Annotated in this window: 16 protein-coding genes and 1 tRNA gene; 9 read left to right on the top strand and 8 right to left on the bottom strand. The window is 70.6% G+C overall.

Translation table 11 applies throughout. The annotated features are described in order from the left end of the window. Nucleotides 1-113 precede the first annotated feature (113 nt). The 7 genes from AC068B_RS04775 (at nucleotide 114) to AC068B_RS04745 (ending at nucleotide 6807) form a co-directional block, all read left to right on the top strand. Nucleotides 114-1451, top strand: coding sequence for a peptidoglycan-binding protein (locus tag AC068B_RS04775; protein ID WP_478668986.1), 1338 nt, complete (start codon nucleotides 114-116; stop codon nucleotides 1449-1451). 109 nt (nucleotides 1452-1560) lie between these two features. Beyond that, nucleotides 1561-2727, top strand: coding sequence for an SPFH domain-containing protein (locus AC068B_RS04770; protein ID WP_478668985.1), 1167 nt, complete (start codon nucleotides 1561-1563; stop codon nucleotides 2725-2727). Continuing rightward, the gene (locus AC068B_RS04765) at nucleotides 2711-3400 is read left to right on the top strand and encodes an AAA family ATPase (protein ID WP_478668984.1); all 690 of its coding nucleotides are present in this window, start codon (nucleotides 2711-2713) and stop codon (nucleotides 3398-3400) included. Before AC068B_RS04770 ends, AC068B_RS04765 begins: the two co-directional genes overlap by 17 nt. A gap of 81 nt (nucleotides 3401-3481) precedes the next feature. Further along, the gene (locus tag AC068B_RS04760; RefSeq protein ID WP_478668982.1) at nucleotides 3482-4084 is read left to right on the top strand and encodes a lytic polysaccharide monooxygenase auxiliary activity family 9 protein; all 603 of its coding nucleotides are present in this window, start codon (nucleotides 3482-3484) and stop codon (nucleotides 4082-4084) included. A 125-nt stretch (nucleotides 4085-4209) separates the two neighbouring features. Continuing rightward, nucleotides 4210-4671 carry a DUF3592 domain-containing protein gene (locus tag AC068B_RS04755; RefSeq protein WP_478668981.1) on the top strand — a complete coding sequence of 154 codons (462 nt, stop codon included), beginning with the start codon at nucleotides 4210-4212 and terminating at the stop codon, nucleotides 4669-4671. A 40-nt stretch (nucleotides 4672-4711) separates the two neighbouring features. Next, a complete protein-coding gene (locus AC068B_RS04750; RefSeq protein WP_478668980.1) occupies nucleotides 4712-6370 on the top strand; it encodes an AMP-binding protein in 1659 nt (552 codons plus the stop codon). An 83-nt stretch (nucleotides 6371-6453) separates the two neighbouring features. After that, on the top strand, nucleotides 6454-6807 hold the full coding sequence (locus AC068B_RS04745; protein WP_478668978.1) for a hypothetical protein: 354 nt from the start codon (nucleotides 6454-6456) through the stop codon (nucleotides 6805-6807). A 23-nt stretch (nucleotides 6808-6830) separates the two neighbouring features. On the opposite strand, the gene AC068B_RS04740 is transcribed toward AC068B_RS04745, so the two are convergent. From AC068B_RS04740 to AC068B_RS04730, 3 genes are read right to left on the bottom strand one after another with little or no spacing between them, the layout of a single operon-like run. Next, on the bottom strand, nucleotides 6831-7475 hold the full coding sequence (locus AC068B_RS04740) for a response regulator transcription factor (RefSeq protein ID WP_478668977.1): 645 nt from the start codon (nucleotides 7473-7475) through the stop codon (nucleotides 6831-6833). Beyond that, entirely contained in the window at nucleotides 7466-8608 is a 1143-nt protein-coding gene (locus AC068B_RS04735) for a sensor histidine kinase (protein WP_478668976.1), read from the bottom strand. The genes AC068B_RS04740 and AC068B_RS04735 overlap by 10 nt, the downstream gene beginning before the upstream one ends. A gap of 23 nt (nucleotides 8609-8631) precedes the next feature. Next, nucleotides 8632-9309 (bottom strand): DedA family protein, encoded by a 678-nt coding sequence (locus tag AC068B_RS04730; RefSeq protein WP_478668974.1) that lies wholly within the window; start codon nucleotides 9307-9309, stop codon nucleotides 8632-8634. 122 nt (nucleotides 9310-9431) lie between these two features. Between AC068B_RS04730 and AC068B_RS04725 the strand changes: the two genes are divergently transcribed. Further along, nucleotides 9432-9505: transfer RNA gene (locus AC068B_RS04725), tRNA-Lys, on the top strand. A gap of 81 nt (nucleotides 9506-9586) precedes the next feature. Here the strand turns inward: AC068B_RS04725 and AC068B_RS04720 are convergent. The 5 genes from AC068B_RS04720 to ehuB form a co-directional block, all read right to left on the bottom strand. Then, nucleotides 9587-10348: an IclR family transcriptional regulator gene (locus AC068B_RS04720; protein ID WP_478668973.1), complete on the bottom strand. Its 762-nt coding sequence runs from the start codon at nucleotides 10346-10348 to the stop codon at nucleotides 9587-9589. A 179-nt stretch (nucleotides 10349-10527) separates the two neighbouring features. Further along, a complete protein-coding gene (ehuA, locus tag AC068B_RS04715; protein WP_478668972.1) occupies nucleotides 10528-11343 on the bottom strand; it encodes an ectoine/hydroxyectoine ABC transporter ATP-binding protein EhuA in 816 nt (271 codons plus the stop codon). Further along, complete coding sequence (gene ehuD, locus AC068B_RS04710; protein ID WP_478668970.1) at nucleotides 11333-11980, bottom strand: ectoine/hydroxyectoine ABC transporter permease subunit EhuD; 648 nt, start codon at nucleotides 11978-11980, stop codon at nucleotides 11333-11335. The genes ehuA and ehuD overlap by 11 nt, the downstream gene beginning before the upstream one ends. Further along, nucleotides 11977-12714 (bottom strand): ectoine/hydroxyectoine ABC transporter permease subunit EhuC, encoded by a 738-nt coding sequence (gene ehuC / locus AC068B_RS04705; protein ID WP_478668969.1) that lies wholly within the window; start codon nucleotides 12712-12714, stop codon nucleotides 11977-11979. The genes ehuD and ehuC overlap by 4 nt, the downstream gene beginning before the upstream one ends. Further along, nucleotides 12711-13643 (bottom strand): ectoine/hydroxyectoine ABC transporter substrate-binding protein EhuB, encoded by a 933-nt coding sequence (gene ehuB / locus AC068B_RS04700; protein WP_478668968.1) that lies wholly within the window; start codon nucleotides 13641-13643, stop codon nucleotides 12711-12713. Before ehuB ends, ehuC begins: the two co-directional genes overlap by 4 nt. 97 nt (nucleotides 13644-13740) lie before the next feature. Here ehuB and AC068B_RS04695 point away from each other — a divergent pair, with 97 nt between their 5' ends. After that, nucleotides 13741-14241, top strand: coding sequence for a DUF3830 family protein (locus AC068B_RS04695; RefSeq protein ID WP_359352363.1), 501 nt, complete (start codon nucleotides 13741-13743; stop codon nucleotides 14239-14241). Nucleotides 14242-14243: the final 2 nt, after the last annotated feature.

Genomic DNA, 14243 nt, shown 5'->3' with positions numbered 1-14243 from the left:
GGCGGGGCCGGTGCATCATTCGGACCGTCAACATGCGGTATCCCCGCACAGTTGAGAAACTGACGGACGTGCAGATGCGCGAACATTCTTTTCTGGGGTGTGAGGGGAATCGCATGGAGGCCGCTCCGGTATTCGAGGAATTCACCCCCGAGAGCGACTGCGACTGTCCCGGCTGTATCCACTGGCGGCGCACGGCGCCGCACGCTCTCCCGCTGCGGCTCGGCGGCCATCCGGCGGCGCACGGCGCGCGCCGCGCCCTCGTCCTCGCCGCGGCTGCGGGCACGGTGCTCGGCGGCCAGGCGCTGCCCGCGGCGGCATCCGTCGAGGTGGGAGGCCACCTGGCGGGTACGGGCGCGGTCCCGGCCGACGACGGCCCCGGCACCCCGCAGGGCGGCGCGAGCCCGCTGCACGGCCGCCCGGCCACCGTGGCGCCTGGCCCGCCGGGAGCGGCCGCCGTCCGGGCGACCACCCGGGCGGCGATCATCAACCGGGCCAAGAAGTGGGTCGCGGCGAAGGTGCCGTACAGCATGGACAAGTACTGGTCCGACGGCTATCGGCAGGACTGCTCGGGCTTCGTCTCGATGGCCTGGAACCTGAGCGGAAACGAATGGACGGGCAGCCTGAGCACCTATGCGGTGCGCATTGCCAAGGACGATCTGCAACCCGGCGACATTCTTCTGTTCCACAATCCGAAGGACCCAAACAAGGGCTCGCACGTGACCCTTTTCGGGGGATGGACGGACTACACGCACTCGCATTACATCGCCTACGAACAGGCACGTCCGTACGCCAGGAAACAGGCGACCCCCTATGCCTACTGGACCAACGGAAACAGCTATCTGGCCTATCGCTACAAGGGCGTGGGCGGCGGCTCACCGGGCGGCTCGGGCACGTCGGGCCCCGCCTCGGCCCGGTACCCGGGCGCGGGGTCCTTCGGGCCGGGGGCGGACAACAAGTACGTGACGCGGCTCGGCAAGGCGCTGGTGGCCCGGGGCGGCAAGCGGTTCTACCGGTCGGGGCCCGGGCCGCGCTGGAGCGACGCGGACCGCAGGGCGACGCAGGCGTTCCAGCGGGCGCAGGGCTGGCGGGGCAAGGACGCGGACGGTCTGCCGGGGCCGACGACGTGGACGTACCTGATGAAGGGGAAGGGCCGGGACATTCCGGGGGCGGGCGCCTCCGGGGCCGCTGGCGGCGCGGGCCGGAGCGCGGGCGCGCCCGCGTACCCCGGCCGTGACGTCTTCCGGCCGGGCCGCTCGCACCCGGCGATCGAGCGGCTCGGCAGACAACTGGTGAAGAAGGGCTTCGGCAGGCACTACGTGCGGGGCCCGGGTCCGGCCTGGAGCGAGAGCGACCGGCGCAACGTGGAGGCGTTCCAGCGGGCCCAGGGCTGGCGGGGCGCGGCGGCCGACGGCCAGCCGGGGCCGGAGACGTGGCGGCGGTTGTTCCAGTGAGCGGTGGCGTTTCCGTGAGCGGTGCGAGCGTCCCGGTGAGTGGTGCGAGCGTCCCAATGAGCGGTGCGAGCACGAACAAGATCGAGGCACGAACGAGTCGGAGGCACGGATGAGTGCGACGGCAGCTTCACAGCCAGAGTCCCCGCGGTCCGACGGGGCGCCCGAGCCGGGCGCGCGGTCGCCGCGGGTGATCCAGAGCGAGGCCACCACCGAGATCCCCGTGCACCTCCTCTTCCGCGACGACCCGGACGGCGCGACGGGCGTCCCGCTCGCGCCCGCCGTGGTGCGGCGCAGGCGGGGGTCCGGCGAGCAGCCGCGGGTGACGCGGCGGAGCACGCCGTACGTGACCGCGCCGGTCGCCCGGCCGGTGCCCGACGTCGACCCGGCCCTCGTGCCGCGGCGGGCCCGCGTGCTGCCCGGTCTCGCCGGGGTGTTCGGCGGCTGCGCGGGGGTCGCCGGGTGCGCGCTCTCGCTGTGGTGGGCGGGGGTGCTGCCCGAGCCCGCGCTGCGGGTGACGGGGCTGCCCGGGTACGAGGGGGCCGGTCTCGGGGCCGCGCAGTGGGCGTCGCTCGCCGGGTCGGGGACGCTCGGCCTCTTCGGGTTCGGCGGTCTGGCCCGCGGCCGGGTCGGCAGGGCCTGGGTGCTCAGCCTCTTCGGCCGCTACCGGGGCACGGTCCGCCGCACCGGCCTCATGTGGGTGAACCCGCTGCTGCTGCGGCGCCGGGTCGACGTACGGCTGCGGCACTGGCGGAGCGAACCGATGCCTGCCGTGGACCGCAGCGGCGTGGCCCTGCGCGTCGTACTCCTGGTCGTGTGGCGGGTGAAGGACCCCGCGCGGGCGACGCTCGCGGTCGAGGACCACCAGGAGTACCTGCGGGAGTGCGTGGAGGCGACGACGGCCCGGGTCCTCTCGCGGCTGCCCGCCGACGCCTTCCACGACGACGGCCCGACCCTGCGCGACGCCGACGCCGTCGGCTCCGCGCTGACCCGGGCGCTCGCCGCGGACGCGGAGGCGGTGGGCGTCGAGGTCTTCTCGGCGCAGCCCACCCGCATCGAGTACGCCCCCGAGGTCGCAGCCGTGATGCAGCGCCGCCGGGTCGCCGCCCTCGACGCGCGCCACCGCGACACGGTCCTGACCTCGGTGGTCGACTCGGTCGAGGACACGGTGACGCGGCTGACCACCCGGGGGCTCGTGGAGCTGGACGACTACGAGCGCAAGGCTTTGGTGAAGGACCTGACGGTGGCGTTCTATACGGGCCATGGAGAACACCGATGACGCGGAGAACACCGATGAAGTGAAGAAGGGCGACGGGGCGACCGGCCTCGCGGCCCTCACCGCCGACGCCTGGCGGCTGACGGACGGCGTCCCGCGCGCCGTGCTCGGCATCGCGGGCCCGCCGGGCACCGGCAAGTCGACGCTCGCGCGGGCCCTGGTCGAACGGCTCGGCGAGGGCGCCGCGTATCTGCCGCTGGACGGCTTCCACCTCTCCAACGACCAGTTGGCGCGGCTCGGCCTGACCGGCCGGAAGGGGTCGGAGCCCAGTTTCGACGTGGCGGGATACGTCGCGCTGCTGCGCCGGGTGCTCGGCGACCGGGCGCGCGACATCTACGTACCCGATTACGACCGCACGCTCCACGAGCCGATCGCGGCCCGGCACCGCGTCGCCCCGGGCGCCCGGCTGGTGATCACCGAGGGGAACTACCTCGCCTGCGATCTGCCCGGCTGGCGCGAGGCGCGGGGGCTCATGGGGGAGTGCTGGTACCTCGACTCACCTGGAGAGGTACGTGAACAGCGGCTGCTTGAGCGGCAGTTGGCGGGCGGCCGGACGCCGGAGGAGGCCGCGGCCTGGCTCGCGGCGAACGACGGACCCAACGGTGAACTCGTGGCGACCTCGCGTCGGCGATGCGGACGGATCCTCTCCACGATTGGTATGGACATGTTCAACTAACGGCAATAATCTGAACTTGGTCTAGACCGCAGTGCGCGCACGTCCCACGGAACTCCCACGTTCGTTCGGCAGGAGCGGCACATGCGAAACAAGAAGATGTACGCGGCCATGGTCGGCCTCGGCACGGTCGGCGCGTTCGCGCTCTCCGCCGGTGGCGCCAGCAGCCACGGCTACACGGATCTGCCGGCCAGTCGGCAGATCAACTGCGCCAAGGGCGTGGTGTCCAACTGCGGCTCCATCCAGTACGAGCCGCAGAGCGTCGAGGGTCCCAAGGGCTTCCCGGCCGCGGGTCCTGCCGACGGCAAGATCTGTTCGGCGGGCATCGCCGGGTTCGACCAGCTCAACTCGCCCAAGGCGCCGGGCGGCGGGGCATGGCCGACGACGCAGGTGAGCGGAGGTCAGAACTACACGTTCCGCTGGCAGTTCACCGCACGCCACCGCACCACGGACTTCAAGTACTACATCACCAAGCAGGGCTGGGACGAGAGCAAGGCGGTGACCAGGTCGGCCCTGGAGACCACGCCGTTCCTCAACGTGCCGTACAACAGCCAGCAGCCGCCCGCGACCCTCTCGCACAGCGGCACGATCCCCGGCGGCCGCAGCGGCCACCACGTGATCGTCGCCGTCTGGACGGTCGCGGACACGTCGAACGCGTTCTACGCCTGCTCGGACGTCAAGTTCTGAGGAATGCTTGAGGATCTTCCCCCTGCCCCACGGGTAAGTTCTGCGCACGCCGTGCCGACCTCACGGCGTGCGCAGAGCCGCGCGCGCGTCCCGCGAGCGGTCGGAACCAGCACCGGGGGAACCTCATGGAGTTCATCTTCTATGCCGTGCCAGGAATCATCGCCCTGGGGGCGATCCTCATGGCGGCCCAGGTGGTCAAGCGCTCCGCCCAGGTGAGCCGGGCCTGGAACGGCGGGCTCACGGCCGAGGCGCGCTGCCTGCGCGCCTACACGACGACCAGCGGCCACAGCGACACCATCTCCACGACGCTGCACCACGTCTACGAATTCACGCCCCGCGCAGGCCGCCCCGTCCGCTTCGAGGAGGAGAACGGCCCGGCGACGACCGTCGAGGGCGACCTTGTCACCGTGCACTACGAAGCAGGGCGCCCCGAAGCCGCCACCGCCCACGCCCCGCGCCCCGTCGCGATGGCGGCGGGCACGGTGGGACTGCTCTGCTTCTTCGGCCTGATAGTGGCCTTCTGTGTCTTCTTCATGGCGACCGCGCACTCCGTCTTCGAGGAAGACATCTTCAACGGCATGCCGTGACGCTCCACTTCTGACGGAGCGTCAATTATGGTGCGCGCCCATGGAGTCCACCGATGCAACGGTCGCGGAACTCGTACAGGCGCGGTGGGGCGACCACCGCACCGGCCTGCGCCACGCGGGTGGTGAGCTCAGCCACCACCAGATGACGGCGGGCGCGGCGGCCAGAGCCGCGCTCCTCGCCGACCTGCTGCCACGGCACGCCGCGCCACACATCGGCGTCCTGCTCGACAACACCCCCGAATACCCGCTCTGGCTGAGCGCGGCGGCCCTCGCGGGCGCCGCCGTGGCAGGCATCAACCCCACCCGGCGCGGCCCCGAGCTGGCCCGCGACATCCTGCACACCGACTGCACGGTCCTCGTCACGGAACAGGCCCACCTGCCCCTGCTCGACGGCCTCGAACTCCCCGGCGTACGCCTCCTGGTGACCGACACGGACGCCTACACGCACCTCCTCGCGCCCTACGCCGACGCGAAGCCGGACATCGCAAGGACCGTGCGCCCCGACAGCCGCATGCTGCTCTACTTCACCTCCGGCTCGACCGGCGCGCCCAAAGCGGCGATCTGCAGCCAGGGCCGCCTCGCCGCGGCAGGCCGCTCCCTGGTCACCCACTTCGGCGTGCGCGCCGAGGACACCCACTACATCTGCATGCCCATGTTCCACGGCAACGCGGTGATCGCCGACTGGGCCCCGGCGCTCGCCGCGGGCGCGGGCGTGGCGCTGCGCGCCCGCTTCTCCGCGTCCCGGTTCCTCACCGACGTACGCGACTTCGGGGCGACGTACTTCACCTACGTGGGGCGGGCGGTCCAGTACGTCCTGGCCACGCCCGAGCGCCCGGACGACCGGGAGAACCCCCTGCGGGTCGGCTTCGGGACCGAGGCCGGTGCGGTGGACGCGGCACGCTTCGAGGAGCGGTTCGGGGTGCGGCTCGTCGAGGGGTACGGGTCCTCCGAGGGCGGCGCGGCGATCCAGCGCACCCCGGGCACGCCCCGGGGGGCGATCGGCCGCGCGGCCCCCGGCGACGACCTCGCGGTGGTGGACCCGGGGACGCGCAGGGAGTGCGAGGCGGCCCGGTTCACCGACTCCGGGCGCCTCCTCAACGGCGAGGAGGCGATAGGGGAGTTGGTGAACCGCGGACCGAACCCCTTCGAGGGGTACTGGCGCAACGATCAGGCCCAGGCGGAACGCCAGCGGGACGGCTGGTACTGGACGGGGGACCTCTTCTACCGCGACACCGCCGGGTACCTCTACTTCGCCGGGCGCACGGACGACCGGCTGCGGGTGGACAGCGAGAACCTGGCGGCGGCGATGATCGAGAACATCCTCGCGCGGTACGCGGGGGCGGCGGCGGTCGCCGTGTACGCGGTGCCCGACCCGGTCTCGGGCGACCAGGTGATGGCGGCGCTCGCGCCCCCGCCCGACACCCCCTTCGACCCGCTCGACTTCGCCGAATTCCTGCTGAGCCAGCCCGACTTGGGGACGAAGATGACACCCCGCTTCGTGCGGGTGGTCCGGCGGATGCCGGTGACGGCGACGAACAAGGTCGCACGCGGGGCGCTGCGCCGCGAGGGCTTCCGCTGCGACGACCCGGTCTGGTGGCGCCCACCAGGCGCCGCCACGTACGAACGCCTCACGCCCGCCGACCTGGCGAACCTCCTGGGCCACTACCGGGATCAGGGCCGCGACTCCCTGCTCGCGTGAGGAATCCGTGGTGCGTGAGGAATCCGTGGTGAAGGAACACAACTCGGTAAAACCGTTCTCACGAACGATTACGATCCACATCCATGAGCGCGCCAGAACAGACCGAGTCGACGGCACCGAGCGACCCGACGCAGGACGACTTCCAGGACGATCTCCAGGACGAGGTCATGCCCCAGGACGGCCCCACGCCCGCCGCCCGCGCCCGGCGCGCCCGCATCGCCGCGGCCTCGCTGCTGATGGCCGCGGCGGCGGTCGTGCTCGTGCTGCGTCTTGCGAGCCGCTCCTCGGTCCTCGTCGTCGGCGTCTACGGCCTGCTGCTCATCCTCTGCGGCGGAGTGATCGAACTGAGCCGCCGCGGCCGCACCCGGCTCGGCACCTGGCTGCTGGCCGCGGGGCTCGTTGCGGCGCTGGTCATGGACGGATTCGTCCTGTCGTAGGCCCGCCCCACAGGCGCGGGACCTCAGGACTCCAGGTACCGCAGCACCGCGAGGACCCGGCGGCTGTAGCCGGTCGTCCGGTGCAGGCCCAGCTTGTCGAAGATCGCGTTGAGGTTCTTCTCGACCGCGCTCAGGGAGATGTGCAGCTTCTCCCCGATGGCCGCGTTGGTGTGTCCCTCGGCCAGCGCCTCCAGGACCGTGCGCTCCCGCGGGGTGAGGCGGGTCAGCGGGTCGACGTGGGTGGTGCGGATGAGCAACTGCCGCACGACTTCGGGGTCGATGGCGGCGCCCCCGGCATGCACCCGCTCCAGCGCGTCCAGGAACTCCTCGACCTGGGCGACGCGGTCCTTGAGGAGGTAGCCGACCCGCTCGGCGCTCGAAGTGAGCAGCTGCGCCGCGTAGTTGCGCTCCACGTACTGGGAGAGGACGACCACGCCGATCTCCGGGCGGAGTTCACGGATGCGCACCGCGGCGCGCAGGCCCTCGTCGGTGTGGTCGGGCGGCATCCGGATGTCGGTGACGACGACGTCGGGGGTGTGTGCCTCGACCTCGCGCAGGAGCGCCTCCGCGTCGCCCACGGCGGCGAGGACCTCGTGGCCCTCCTCGGCGAGCAGCCGGACCAGGCCCTCCCGCAGCAGGGTCGAGTCCTCGGCGAGGATTACGCGCACGGCAGCTCCGCGGTGATCGTGGTGGGACCCCCGAGGGGGCTTTCGACGTGCAGGGTGCCGTCGAGCGCGGCGACCCGGCTGCCCAGGCCGGTCAGTCCGCTGCCCGTGGGGTCGGCGCCGCCGACCCCGGTGTCGCGGACGAGGACGCTGAGCGTCGTCCCCCGCTGCTGTACGCGGACGGAGACCTCGTCGGCCGCAGAGTGCTTGGCCGCGTTGTTCACGGCCTCCGACACGACGAAGTAGGCGGCCGTCTCGACGGCGGAGGGCAGCGGATCCGGTACGTCGTACTCCATGCGCACGGGCACCGCGCACCGCTCCGACACCCCGCCGAGCGCCTCGCGCAGCCCCAGGCTGTCGAGCGCGGTGGGGTAGACCCGCCAGGCCACCTCGCGCAGCTCGGTGAGGACCTCCTGGGCTTCTTTGTGGGCCTGTTCGAGCAGGGCGTCGGCCCGCTCGGGGGTGCGGCCGCGGCGGGCCCGGCCGAGCAGCATGGCGAGGGCGACGAGCCGCTGCTGCACGCCGTCGTGCAGATCGCGCTCGACGCGCCGCCGCTCCACGTCGACCGCCCGCACCACCGCGGCCCGGCTGGTGGCCAGCTCGTCGATGCGGCGCTGCAGCAGTTCGCGCTCGGAGGGGCCGAAGCACTCGCGGGCCAGCCGGGCGTCCTGCTCGGTCAGCGCGCGCAGCCCCTGCACGGCGAGGAAGAGCAGGGTGCCGCCGAGCACGACCTGGCTGAGCACGTCCACCCAGGTCATCGAGGACCGGGTGAGCGCGACCGCGAAGATCCCCGCGAGGACGGCGCCGAAGTCGACGAGCCCGACCACGACCGCGCACAGCAGCCCGGAGTAGGTGCGGGCCGCGAGATAGCGCAGGATCTGCCGGTCGTCGGCGCGGTGCTCGGGGAACACGTCGTGGAAGAAGAGGGACCGGCGCCACCGCTCCAGCGCGGTGAGCCTGCGGGCGCCCGCCGCGAGCAGTGCGTGGGCGCGCACGCGGGTGCGCGGCCAGAGCAGGAAGGCGCCGAGGACCGCCCCCGCGACGACGAAGTACAGCAGCCCGAGCAGGGCGGTGAGGCACCCCACGAGCACCCCGGCGACCCGCATGAGCAGCGGCGCGGCAACGGGTTCTCTCACATCGCCCGACACTAGCCGAGCCCCTAGGGCCGACGGTGGCGGGCCTCGGCGGTGTCCCGCGACCGCTTCCCGGACCGGACGCGCACCGCCACGTAGATCGCCACGGCCGCGACGACCAGGACCAGGACGGCCTTGGACAGGAGCCCCACGTACGTCTCGACCGCGTCCCACTGGTCGCCCAGCCAGTACCCGGCAAGGACGAGTACGGAGTTCCAGACCAGGCTGCCCAGCGTGGTCAGGACGAGGAAGACCGGCAGCCGCATCCGCTCCACACCGGCGGGTACGGAGATCAGGCTGCGGAAGATCGGCACCATCCGCCCGAAGAGGACGGCCTTGGTGCCGTGCTTGGCGAACCACGCCTCGGTCCGCTCCAGGTCGGAGATCTTGACCAGCGGCAGCTTCGCCCACAGGGCGTGCATGCGCTCGCGTCCGAAGAGCACCCCGATCCAGTACAGGGTGGCGGCGCCGACCACCGAGCCGAGCGTCGTCCAGAACAGCGCGGAGGCGAGGCTGATCACTCCCTGCCCGGCGGCGAAGCCGGTCAGCGGCAGGATCACCTCGCTGGGCAGCGGCGGGAAGAGGTTCTCCAGGGCGATGGCGAGCCCCGCGCCGGGCCCGCCCAGGGTGTCCACGAGGTCCGCGGCCCAGCCCGCGATGCCACCTGCGGGTTCCTGGGGGAGGGCGAGAGTCATGAGATCCATGGAAGCAACGCTAGAAACCGCAGGTCATCGGCGGTATGAGGGTTGCCGTCGGGTAAGGGTGCGGTTTCCCGCACCCTGTCAGGAGCACCCCCTGGGACCAGGTACTATTAATGAGTCAGCAGGCGCCGCTAGCTCAGTTGGTTAGAGCAGCTGACTCTTAATCAGCGGGTCCGGGGTTCGAGTCCCTGGCGGCGCACTTGCGAATGTCGAAAGGGCGTTCCCGGTCTTCCGGGGACGCCCTTTCGGCGTACCGGCGCACCGGCACCCAGGGGGTCCGCTAGATCGCCAGCGAGAGCAGCACCGGCGCCGCCCCGCGGTTGAGCGTGTCCGCGGCCTCGCGCAGCCGGTGGGCGTGCTCGACCGGCAGGGACAGGGCGAGGCAGCCGACGGCGGAGCCCGCGGTGATGGGGACGGCCGCGCAGACCGTGCCGACCGCGTACTCCTGGAGGTCGAGGACCGGGACCGTGGCGGGCTGGGAGGCGAGACGGTTCAGCAGGACCTGCTCGTTCGTGATCGTCCGGGAGGTGAGGCGGGCCATCTTGTGGCGGGAGAGGTGGTCCCTGCGGCCGTTCACGTCGAGCTGGGTGAGCAGGCTCTTGCCGACCGCGCTGGCGTGGGCGGAGGAGCGGAAGTCCACCCATTCGTTGACCGCGGGGGTGTGGGGGCCTGCCGCGAACTCGGTGACGCGGACCTCGCCGTCCACGTACCGGCTGATGTAGACCGCGGCGCCGATGGAGTCGCGCAGCCCGTCCAAGGTGCGCTGGAGCTTCTCGTGCAGCGCCTGCGCATGGTGGCGGGTCGAGCCGAGACGGCTGAGGGTCTCCCCGGTGACGTACGCCTCGCCGTCGGTGAGCTGTTCTACGTACCCCTCGCTGCTCAGCATGCGGAGCAGGGGGGTCAGCTGGGACAGGGGCAGTCCGGTGTCGCGGGAGATGCGGGCGGCGGTCACTCCGGTGCTGTGCCGGGCGACGGTCTCGAGCACCCGCAGGGCGCTCTGGACGGAGCTGTGCGGCGTGATCGCCTCGTGCTGCAACGCCACGGCTTCCCCCTGCGTGGAACTGTTCCGGACAGTTGGGCTCCGTCCCACGATAACCGTCAAGTGGCGTATTCGGAGCGTCTGGTGAGGAGATTGGTGGCGCGTTCCGGATCTGTCATCAGGAACGCGCCACCATGGCATATGCCCAGGTCATGCCACTGGCCGTGGGCCCGCCTCAGCCGTCACAGCACCGCGCTGAGGAACTCACGGGTGCGCTCGTGCTCCGGCTCGGTGAAGATCTTCTCCGGCGTGCCGGATTCGATGACCCGACCCGAGTCGAACATGAGTACCTGGTCGGAGATGTCCCGCGCGAAGTTCATCTCGTGCGTCACGCACAGCATCGTGATGTCCGTGGTGTGCGCGATGTCGCGGAGCACGTCAAGGACGCCCGCCACCAGCTCCGGGTCGAGCGCGGACGTCACCTCGTCGAGCAGCAGCACCTGCGGGCGCATCGCCAGGGCGCGCGCGATGGCGACGCGCTGCTGCTGGCCGCCGGAGAGCTGCGTCGGGTACGCGTCGCAGCGGTCGCCGAGCCCCACCAGGTCGAGCAGTTCGCGGGCGCGCTGCTCGGCCTCGTCCTTGGACAGGCCGAGGACGCTGACCGGCGCCTCCATGACGTTGCGCAGGACCTTCATGTTCGGGAAGAGGTTGAACTGCTGGAACACCATCCCGATGTTCTTGCGGACCTCGCGGACGTGCTTCTCGCCCGCGGGGACGAGCTTGCCGTTCTTCTCCTCGTGGGTGAGGTACTTGCCGCCGACCTTGATCGTGCCCTGCTCCGGCTTCACCAGCGTCATGAGGAGCCGCAGGATCGTGGTCTTGCCGGAACCGGACGGCCCGATCAGCGTCACGTGCTTGCCGGAGGCGACGGAGAAGTCCAGCTCGTCGAGGACGACGTTCGAGCCGTAGCGCTTGACGACCTTGTCGAAGCGGATCAGCTCGCTGCCGTCGACGGCCGGGTTGGGGATTTCCTGGGAAGTGCTGTTGTCAGCGGACAAGGCGACGCTCCAAAACTCGCAGAAGAAGAGAGGCCGGGTAGGCGATGACGATGAAGGCGACACCGACCACGCTGATCGCCTCGAAGGTGAAGGTCGTCTGGCTGTAGTTCTGGGCCTGGCCCAGCATGTCGAGCGCGCCGATGGCCGCCATCTGCGGCGACTCCTTCAGCATGACGATCACGTAGTTGCCGAGCGCGGGGATCACCCTGCGGACTGCCTGCGGCAGGACCACGGCCGTCCAGGTGCGGCGCTTGGAGAGGCTGAGCGCGGTCGCCGCCTCCCACTGGCCCGCCGGTACGCCCTCGATGCCCGCCCGGTAGACCTCGGAGGTGTACGTCGAGTAGTGCAGCCCGAGCCCGACGATGCCCGTGGTGAGCGGGGACATCGAGGGCCCCCACTCCGGCACCACGTAGAACAGGAAGAACAGCTGCACCAGGAGCGGGGTGTTCCTGATGAACTCGGTGACCACCGTGACCGGCCAGCGGATCCACTTCTGCGCCGAGCGCTGGGCGACCGCCCAGACCAGGCCCAGGGAGAAGGCGATCAAGGAGCCGAAGAGCAGCGCCTTGAGGGTGAGTTCCACGCCGTCCCAGAAGAGCGGCATGAACTCGTCGACGTGATCCCAGTTCCAGTTCACTTCGTACCCCCCGTGGTCGAGACGACGACGTCGATCGACGACTTGGAGCGCAGCCCGCCGAACAGGCTCGTCTTCTCGGGCGTCTGCCCCACCCGCTTCTTGGCGTGCCGCTCCAGGAGCCGCATGCCGCGCGTGAGGATGAACGCGAGGACGAAGTACAGGACGAGCAGCAGCGTGTAGATCGGCGCGCTCTCGTTCTTGACGAGCCGCAGCAGGTCACCGGCGAACGTCATGTCGGCCACCGCGATGAGGGACACCAGCGACGTGCCCTTCAGCAGCTCGATGAGCAGGTTGTTGAACGGCGGGATCATCTCCGGCCAGGCCTGCGGCAGTTCGATGCGGCGCAGCCGTTGCGTCGGGGTGAAGTTCAGGGCGATGCCCGCCTCGCGCTGTGCGGTCGGTACCGCGGCGAGCGCGCCGCGCACGATCTCCGAGGCGTACGCCCCGTACGTGATGCCGAGCGCAAGCACGCCCGCGAACATCGGCTCGAAGCTGATGTTGAACAGCGGCGGCACCGTGAACGCGATCCAGAACATGAAGACCAGCGACGACGTGCTGCGGAAGATCTCGAAGTAGGCCCCGGCGAGGAACCGCACGATCCACAGCCGGGAGGTGCGCAGCACGCCGATCGGGAAGGCGATCACGAAGGCGAGGGCCGCGCTGAGGACCGTGACCTGGATGGTGATCCAGATGCCCGGCAGGAACCAGTTCTCGAAGAACTCCGACGACATCATGACGAGGCGCCCTTCGCCGGGGGACACAGCTTTTCCACGGTCAGCTTCGTCATCTCGGCCTCGGTGAAGCCGAACGGCTTGACGATCCGCAGGAGTTCGCCGCTCTCCTTGAGCTTGTGCAGCTCCTTGTTGAAGGCGTCCCGCAGGTTCTTCTCGGAGGGCCGGAAGGCGAAGCCGCCCGCGCCGTAGGCGGGTTTGCCGTCGACTATGGGCTGGAAGGGCTCTGTCGCCTCGACCCTCGGGTTCTTCTTGATCACCGTGCGCACGGTGACGTTGGTGCCTGCGAAGGCGTCCACCCGGCCCTGCGACACGGCGTCCATGCCCGCCACCTGGTCGGGCAGGACGAGGATGCCCTTCACACCGGCGGCCTCGGCGTAGGCGATCTCCGCGTAGGCGGTGCCGCTCGCCAGCTTCAGGCCCTTCTTGGCGATGTCCTCGTAGTTCTTGATGCCGTGCGGGTTGCCCTTCTTCACGATGAAGGAGTCGAGCATGAGGTAGTCGGGGTCGGAGAACAGCACCTGGGCGCAGCGCACCGGCGTGATGTACATCCCCGCCGACACCACGTCGAACTGCCTGGCCTGGGTGAGGCCCGGGATCAGAGCGCCGAACTTGGTGGGTACCGCCTCCACCTTGGGTACGCCGAGGCGGGGGAAGATGACCTTGGCGATCGCCGGCGCCTCGCCCGTGACCTCGCCGTTCTCGTCGATGTATCCGAACGGGACCTCGCCCGCGACACCGATCCTGACCGTGCCGCTGTCGCGCAGGCGGTCCAGCAGATCGCCCCCCTCAACCTTCCCCTCGTCGGGAACGCGGCTGCATGCCGACGCCCCGAATACGCCCAGAGCCGCCCCGCCCGCTCCGGTGAGCAGGGCGCGGCGGCGCACCGCTCTGCCTGTGAATCCCTCGTTGTTCCCAAGTGGTGGAGCCATGGGCGCGCGGCTACCCGACTCCACGCGAGTTATGCCGATGAATTCAGGCCCCTGATGCAATCGTTGTCCCCTTGACCCAGGGAGGAGCATGGGACACATGGCAGAGCGATTCATCGAAGTCTCCCTCGCCAAGCGAGGGGTTCAGTGCACGGCAAAACTGCTCGACGACCGGGCTCCGGTGACCTGCGCGGCGGTGTGGGAGGCACTGCCGCTCGGCTCGGACGTCTATCACGCGAAGTATGCGCGCAACGAGATCTATGCCCTCTTTCCGGCTTTCGCGGACCGTGAGCCGCCGCTGGAGAATCCGACAGTCACTCCCATCCCGGGAGATCTCTGTTATTTCTCCTTCTCCGGTACGGAACTGGGCACCCAGGCGTACGGATACGAGGCGGAGGCCGACGTCCAGGCGGGCACCACCGTCGTCGACCTGGCCCTCTTCTACGAACGGAACAACCTGCTCCTGAACGGTGACGTCGGCTGGGTCCCCGGCATCGTCTGGGGCCAGATCGTCGAAGGCCTCGACCGGATGGCCGAGGCCTGCAACGACCTGTGGCGTGCGGGCGCCCAGGGCGAGACGCTGAACTTCCGCCGCGCCTGAGG

The organism is Streptomyces sp. NPDC042371 (assembly GCF_056437465.1).
This window is presented reverse-complemented; position numbering and strand designations above follow the sequence as displayed.

Coding starts and splice junctions, on each gene's coding strand:
- AC068B_RS04775 (WP_478668986.1), top strand. CDS start 114: ATGGAGGCCGCTCCGGTATTCGAGGAATTCACCCCCGAGAGCGACTGC.
- AC068B_RS04770 (WP_478668985.1), top strand. CDS start 1,561: ATGAGTGCGACGGCAGCTTCACAGCCAGAGTCCCCGCGGTCCGACGGG.
- AC068B_RS04765 (WP_478668984.1), top strand. CDS start 2,711: ATGGAGAACACCGATGACGCGGAGAACACCGATGAAGTGAAGAAGGGC.
- AC068B_RS04760 (WP_478668982.1), top strand. CDS start 3,482: ATGCGAAACAAGAAGATGTACGCGGCCATGGTCGGCCTCGGCACGGTC.
- AC068B_RS04755 (WP_478668981.1), top strand. CDS start 4,210: ATGGAGTTCATCTTCTATGCCGTGCCAGGAATCATCGCCCTGGGGGCG.
- AC068B_RS04750 (WP_478668980.1), top strand. CDS start 4,712: ATGGAGTCCACCGATGCAACGGTCGCGGAACTCGTACAGGCGCGGTGG.
- AC068B_RS04745 (WP_478668978.1), top strand. CDS start 6,454: ATGAGCGCGCCAGAACAGACCGAGTCGACGGCACCGAGCGACCCGACG.
- AC068B_RS04730 (WP_478668974.1), bottom strand. CDS start 9,309: ATGGATCTCATGACTCTCGCCCTCCCCCAGGAACCCGCAGGTGGCATC.
- ehuC (WP_478668969.1), bottom strand. CDS start 12,714: ATGATGTCGTCGGAGTTCTTCGAGAACTGGTTCCTGCCGGGCATCTGG.
- ehuB (WP_478668968.1), bottom strand. CDS start 13,643: ATGGCTCCACCACTTGGGAACAACGAGGGATTCACAGGCAGAGCGGTG.
- AC068B_RS04695 (WP_359352363.1), top strand. CDS start 13,741: ATGGCAGAGCGATTCATCGAAGTCTCCCTCGCCAAGCGAGGGGTTCAG.